The sequence below is a fragment of the Kitasatospora sp. NPDC059571 genome, from assembly GCF_042735675.1.
Taxonomy (GTDB): Bacteria; Actinomycetota; Actinomycetes; order Streptomycetales; family Streptomycetaceae; genus Kitasatospora.
In genome coordinates this window covers 1-2,606 of record NZ_JBHWBW010000710.1, presented here as the reverse complement: position 1 = coordinate 2,606, position 2,606 = coordinate 1, and the positions used below count along the sequence as shown (strand labels likewise).

2 protein-coding genes are annotated in these 2,606 nt (G+C 73.4%); both read right to left on the bottom strand.

Annotation, left to right across the window (positions count from 1 at the left end; translation table 11 throughout):
* Nucleotides 1-395: 395 nt before the first annotated feature.
* Nucleotides 396-1,256, bottom strand: a complete 861-nt coding sequence (locus ACFV0G_RS38135; protein ID WP_380558077.1) for an NAD(+)/NADH kinase — start codon at nt 1,254-1,256, stop codon at nt 396-398.
* Between the two features lie 152 nt (nt 1,257-1,408).
* On the bottom strand, nt 1,409-2,353 hold the full coding sequence (locus tag ACFV0G_RS38130; RefSeq protein WP_380558074.1) for a DUF5996 family protein: 945 nt from the start codon (nt 2,351-2,353) through the stop codon (nt 1,409-1,411).
* Nucleotides 2,354-2,606 lie beyond the last annotated feature (253 nt).

Sequence of the window (2,606 nt, the reverse complement as noted above, 5' to 3'; positions counted from 1 at the left end):
TCCGTGCCTGACCGCCGCCCGCGCCCCCCCCCGCCCACACCCCCCCACCCCCCCCCGCGCGGCGCGCGCGCCCGCGGTTTGGCCCCGTAACCCCCAGTCGGCCGCGGCCCGCGCGGCCGCGCACCTCTCCTGCGCGTCGATCACAGCGCCGAGCGTTTCACCGGGCCGGTCTTCACACAAGGTCCATATCCGCCAGCCTCCGGGCAGGCCCGCGAAGGGTCGACGCCGCCGTGCGCCCGGCGTAACCGGCGGCTGCGGGCCGGCGCCCCGGTGCGACGGCAGGCCGGATCCGGACCTGTGTCCGCGTCGCGGTAACCGACCCCCGGGCGTCGGTGGCCACGTCGCGGTCTTCCCCGCCCGGGGCGACTCTCCCCGCGCTCGGGGGCACGGGAGGATCAGCCGTGTTCCGCCGAGCCGGTGAGCCGGAGTTTGCGCTGCGCCCGCTGGTAGAACGTGGTGCGGCCCAGTCGTACGACGCGTGCGGCGGCGGGCAGCATGGTCACCTCGATGCTGTCGCCCGGTGAGACGTGGCCGGCCAGGAGGCCGTCGACCTCGACGGCGAGGTCGCCGCTGTGCGGCAGGACGTCCAGGGCGAGCCGCTCGCCGCTGGAGAGGAACACGGAGCGGTTGAACGTGGCGTGCGGAGCCACCGGGGTGATCAGCAGCCCCTCCGCGTTGGGGGAGACGATCGGGCCGCCGGCGGAGAAGCTGTACGCGGTGGACCCGGTCGGCGTGGCGACGACGACCGCGTCGGCGGTGTAGGCCACGAAAGGCTCGTCCTGGACCCTTACGGCGACCGCCGCGGACTTGTGTCCCGGGCTGCGCAGGAGCACGACGTCGTTGAGGGCCGTCTCCTCGGCGGACCCGAAGCGGGCGTGGACGCCGGAGCGGACCTCCACGGTGAAGCGGTGGGCGTCGATGGCGTCCAGTGCGGCCGGGAGCTCCGGGATGTCGACCTCGGCGAGGAAGCCCAGGCGTCCGACGTTGACGCCCAGGACCGGCGCGTGGCCCCCGATCGCGAGCCGCATGGTGCGCAGCATGGTGCCGTCCCCGCCGAGGCTGATCAGCAGGTCGGTGCCGGTGGTCATCTCCTCGGCCCCGACCGGGATGGCCTCACAGCCGATGCGGGCCACCTCCGCCGCCAACCCGAGGACCTTCGCCCCGCGAGCCCGGCTCCACCGGACCACGGTCTCCACGGTGGGCGCGGAGGTGCGCTCCGGGTGGAGTACCAGTCCCACCGTGCCGATGAATCCCATGTCGGGCACCTCGATGTCGGCCGGGCCACTGCTGCTCCCTCCAGTCACGCACAGCCGGCCGCCACCTTCAAGGTGACGGGAGCGCTGCTGGCCGACACGGAATCCCCGTGCGTGCAGGTGCACGTGCGCCGAGGTGCACTGCGCCGAGATGCTCAGAGCGGCGGGGCCGGCAGGCGCGGGTCCGTGATCCCGCCAGGGCAGGCGAGGCTGCCGACGTCCCAGCCGGCCCGGGCGGCTCCGGCCTGGTACGCGCTCTCGTAGAAGGCGAGTACGGTCGCGATCGGATCGGGCTCGGCACGGACCGCGTCGTAGCGCAGCACCGCCAGGTGGCTGTCGTTGAGCTCGATCCACCGGGCGGATGCCGGTGTCAGCGGGTCCTCGGCCAGCTGCTTCGGCTCGGGAGCCGTGTAGGAGTAGAACGCCGGTTCGCCGAGATCGGCGTCGCCGAACCAGAACCCGAAGCTGATCAGCTCCCGGGAGTAGGCCTCGCGGGTCACCGGGTCGACCTGCGCCGGCTGGTCGACGGTGCGTCCGGAGAACCGGGTGTGCGCGAGGTCGAACGAGTGCCAGAAGAGGTGGACGGGGCTGGCCTTGCCCGAGTAGCGCGTCGCGAACTCCTCCAGCACCAGCCCGACCTGGCCGAGCACCTGCCAGTAGCGGTTCGCCCAGGCGGGATCGTAGGCCGCGTGCTCGAAGTCCTCGGTGAACGGCCGGCCGGCGTCGGGCAGCCGGTAGGGCCGGGGGAACGGGAGCTCCACCCGGACGCCCAGCGCAGCCAGCGTCTCGAAGGTCTGCCGGTGGAACGAGGCCACGGACTGGCCGAGGAGGGGGAAGGACGCCGTCCTGCCGTCCGCCGTCGCCGCAACCAGCCGGTGGTCGACGAAGTCGAAGTCGATGGTGAAGATCGGGTTGCCGTCGACCTGGCCCATGGGCCGCGTGGTGATCCCACGGCCGGTGAGGTGGAACGGCACGTTCCACCAGTGATTGCGCCGCACGCTCGCCGCCAGGCGGATCTTGCCGACCACCTGCGTGAAGCGGTGCAGCGTCTCCTTCGTGTCCCGCCACTCGCCGAGGGGCATCGCCGGGAACAGCTCCATCACGTCTTCCTCCCGCCTGCCGATCGCAGTTCCATCATGACGTCGGCGAGGCGGGGAGCGCGCAGTCGCGGCCGGCGGCGAAGCGTCATGGCGTGAACGCCCGGTGTGATCGACGCCGTCACGGCTCAGGTGTCCACGACGGGCTCCGCACCGGTCCGGTGGCCGCAATGCCGAGGGGGCCCGCCCCCGCGGGGGACCCGGGGGGGGGCCCCCGCGCGGGGGGGGGGGCGGGGGGGCAGTAAAAAAACCGAGC

Coding starts and splice junctions, on each gene's coding strand:
- ACFV0G_RS38135 (WP_380558077.1), bottom strand. CDS start 1,256: ATGGGATTCATCGGCACGGTGGGACTGGTACTCCACCCGGAGCGCACC.
- ACFV0G_RS38130 (WP_380558074.1), bottom strand. CDS start 2,353: ATGGAGCTGTTCCCGGCGATGCCCCTCGGCGAGTGGCGGGACACGAAG.